This window comes from Steroidobacter sp. (assembly GCF_016790065.1).
In the GTDB taxonomy this organism is placed as follows: domain Bacteria; phylum Pseudomonadota; class Gammaproteobacteria; order Steroidobacterales; family Steroidobacteraceae; genus Steroidobacter.
In genome coordinates this window covers 1-3,376 of sequence record NZ_JAEUPY010000683.1, presented here as the reverse complement: position 1 = coordinate 3,376, position 3,376 = coordinate 1, and the positions used below count along the sequence as shown (strand labels likewise).

5 protein-coding genes are annotated in these 3,376 nt (G+C 60.4%); all 5 read left to right on the top strand.

The window, feature by feature from the left end:
- Nucleotides 1–394 precede the first annotated feature (394 nt).
- The gene (locus JNL55_RS28115) at nucleotides 395–775 is read left to right on the top strand and encodes a hypothetical protein (RefSeq protein ID WP_293862533.1); all 381 of its coding nucleotides are present in this window, start codon (nucleotides 395–397) and stop codon (nucleotides 773–775) included.
- Nucleotides 776–836: 61 nt separating this feature from the next.
- Nucleotides 837–980 (top strand): hypothetical protein, encoded by a 144-nt coding sequence (locus JNL55_RS28110; RefSeq protein WP_293862531.1) that lies wholly within the window; start codon nucleotides 837–839, stop codon nucleotides 978–980.
- Complete coding sequence (locus JNL55_RS28105) at nucleotides 977–1,942, top strand: hypothetical protein (RefSeq protein WP_293862529.1); 966 nt, start codon at nucleotides 977–979, stop codon at nucleotides 1,940–1,942. The genes JNL55_RS28110 and JNL55_RS28105 overlap by 4 nt, the downstream gene beginning before the upstream one ends.
- Nucleotides 1,943–1,946: 4 nt before the next feature.
- Nucleotides 1,947–2,351, top strand: a complete 405-nt coding sequence (locus JNL55_RS28100) for a hypothetical protein (protein ID WP_293862527.1) — start codon at nucleotides 1,947–1,949, stop codon at nucleotides 2,349–2,351.
- Between the two features lie 61 nt (nucleotides 2,352–2,412).
- A partial coding sequence (locus tag JNL55_RS28095; protein WP_293862525.1) for a TolC family protein occupies nucleotides 2,413–3,376 on the top strand: 964 nt, incomplete at its 3' end.

Sequence of the window (3,376 nt, the reverse complement as noted above, 5' to 3'; positions counted from 1 at the left end):
ATTCAAAGTGAGATCCCAGAAGCGCGTGTTGTAGAACGTCATCCAGATCGCGGCGATGCCTAGCGCGAACACCGTGTCAGACGGGCACGAGATGCCTGATGACCATCGCTCGCGTAGCCGTGAGTAAAGCGTTGCAAGAGGCTGAGGGTAGGTTCTGGCTGTCATCCACAGTTGGACGGGTGTGGATGCGGCAATCAATCGAAAAAATTCTTCTTGTCGGAGCGATTGATTTATCTGGAGGGGGCGTCATACACAAACGTGCGTCTGGATGCGGAGAGGATCTACCGATCCCACTCCAGCAGTGCAGGATCGGGATCACAGATGTCTACTCGATACGTGCATCTGGCGGGACTTCGGGCATACTAATTACATGGGTCGTTTGTCCACATTCAGCATGGTGCTCTGGCTGCTCGCGATTGCGTTGCTGCCGCTTCGCATGACGAATGCCCATTTGCATCTTTGCATGGACGGGCAGAAGGCGCCCGTGGCCCTGCACGTGCAGGACGCGACGACGCTTGGCGACGCGCAACCGCATGCCGAAGGCAATCACGAGGATCGCGATCTGGATCTGTCTGCAACGACAACGGGTGCAAAGTCCACCTTGGTCGATGACGGTCTCGTCCCCGCGCTGCTTCATGTCTATGTTCTGGCGGCTGTGCTGCCGCCGCCGAGCGTTGTCGCGCCGAGTGAAGTTTTCGTTCCTTCCTTCCATTCCGCTCCTGTCGACGGGCCACCGCCCGCCCGCGGTCCGCCTGCTTTCCTGACGTTCAGCTGATTTTCGTCGATCCGTAAACGAACAGCCGTGCACGTGACGTGCACGAGTCAGGAGATTGCCCATGTTTGCTGCTTTCGTGCGCGCGCGCATTCGCGTGGCGCGCTGTACTGGCTGCCTGGGACTGGCGTTGATGACGCCGGTCTGGGCGGCAGGTTCCATCGACTCGTTGGAGGCGACGCTCAACCTCTGCGGAGTCAGCGCATGATCAACAAACAACAGACCGAGGAACAGGCGTCCGGCCGCGCGGACAATGCCCAGCACACGGTGTCGTCGTCGAAAGCGACACAAGTCAGTCTGGATCTCCTGCTACCGAGCGCGCCGGATCAGGCAGATGCATGTGTGCACCGACTGATTGCCGCTCTGGCTCGGCAGCCGGGAATACATCAAGCCCACGTGATCGAGCGATCGGCATACGGACCGGCGAAACTGTGTGTTCATTTCAACGCCGACTCCGTGCAAGTCGAGTGGGTTCGAGAGTTGGTACGTGCCGTTGGAGTGCAGTTGACATCTCGGTATGGGCACATCGTTACGCACATGCAGAGTGACTTGCATGGGCAGGCACTGCGTGCAGTCGAAGAAAGACTGTTGGCCACCATCGGTGTAGTAGAGGTTGCTGCCACAGCCAACGGCGTATTGCGTGTTGAGTTCGACTCGCGCCTGCTCGCCGAGTCCGATCTGCGTGAGGTCGTAGCTGATATTGAGCTGCAAACGCAAGGATCACGTGCGCGAGGCATTCCGCAGCTTCGGACAGCGAGCGCTGTCAGAGATGCTTCGGCTGGACCCTTGGAGCGTCCTGACGAGCAAGCGTTGCTCGCTCATCAACAGAGGCGGTCGCAAGAGCGGCTCGGCCTCCGGAAACTCGCGCATCGTCTACCTGGCATCCAGTGGTCTCGGTGGCGCCGCACTCTGCTGATCGTGATTGCCTTGGCGCTCGCCGCCGTGCTTCTGAACGGCTGTGCGAACTCATCAGCCACGCCTGTAACAGAGCACATTCGGGGGTGTTTGACGCAGATGTATGACGATCCGTCCGGCATTCGTCCGCCGCGAACAGGGCAGAATGGCTCATTCATCTGGCAGGTACTGCCTGATACCGCCAAAGCGGTGTCAGATCCGAATCACAGATTTCAAATCGGTAACGTGCATCTGACGGGACTTCAGGCATACTAATCGCATGCGTCGTCTATCCACATTCGGCATGGTGCTCTGGCTGCTCGCGATTGCGTTGCTGCCGGTTCGCATGGCGAATGCCCATTTGCATCTTTGCATGGATGGGCAGCAGCCTCCAGTGGCGCTGCACGTTCAGGATGCGGCGACTCATGACGGCACGGAGCCGCATGCCGATGACAATCACAACGATCTCGATCTGAATCTGTCCGCGACCACGACCGTTGCAAAGAGTTCCGTGGTTGATGACGGTCTGGTACCGGCGCTCCTTCATGTCTATGTTCTGGCGGCTGTGCTGCCGCCGCCGAGCGCGGTTGCGCCGGTTGACGTTGCTCTTCCTTCCTTCCATTCAGCCCCCATCGATGGGCCGCCCCCCGCTCGCGGTCCGCCTGCTTTCCTGACGTTCAGCTGATTTTCGTCGATTTGTAAACGAACAGCCGTGCACATGACGTGCACGAGTCAGGAGATTGTCCATGTTTGCTGCTTTCGCGCACGCACGCGCTCGCGTGACGTGCCTCGTTGGCTGTCTGGGACTGGCGTTGATGACGCCAGTCTGGGCGGCAGATTCCATCAATCCCGAGGGTGAGCTCACCCTGGCGCGCGCCGTGGATGCGGCGATCCGCGCCAATCCCGATCTGATGGCGAGCTCATATGAGCTGAGCGCCGCCCAGGCTCGGATCGTCCAGGCTGGTTTGCGTCCCAACCCCACCGTCTCGGCGGAGTTTGAAAACTTTGCTGGCAGCGGAGGTTACAAGGGCATCGACTCGTTGGAGACCACGCTCAGCTTGAGCCAGGTCGTGGAGTTGGGGGGCAAGCGCGCCCTGCGACGCTCGGCGGCCGAGGCCGACGTCGATGTCGTAACCATTGAACAACGTGCTCGAGAGCTCGATGTACTCGCGGAGGTGACTCGGCGATTCATCGAAGTCTCGGTGGCTCAGGAGCGCGTGGAGTTTGCCAAGGAGTCGGTCAGCATCGCCGAGAAAACCCTGCAGACGATTTCGGCGCGTGTCGATGCGGGTCGCTCGCCAGAGGCTGAACGTAGTCGGGCGCGCATAGCGCTCACCCGTGCAGTCGTCGAACAGCGCCAGGCACAAAGCGATCTGCGAAGCGCGCGATACGCGCTCTCAGCCACCTGGGGCAGTCCCGAGCCGATCTTCACCACCGCGAGCGCGAATCTGTTTCGACTGCAGGCGGTCGACACGTTTCCTGCACTGATGCGACGACTGGATCAGTCGGTCGATCTGAGTCTATTCGCCTCGACCGCTCGCTTGCGAGAGGCAGAACTGCGATTGGCTCGGGCGCAGGCGCGACCGAATCTTAGCTTCAGCGTGGGCGCCCGCCGGTTCGAGGGCAGCAATGATGCGGCACTCGTGGCGGGCTTCTCGATGGAGCTGCCAGTTTACAACCGAAACCAGGGTGCAATCCGCGAGGCGCAGG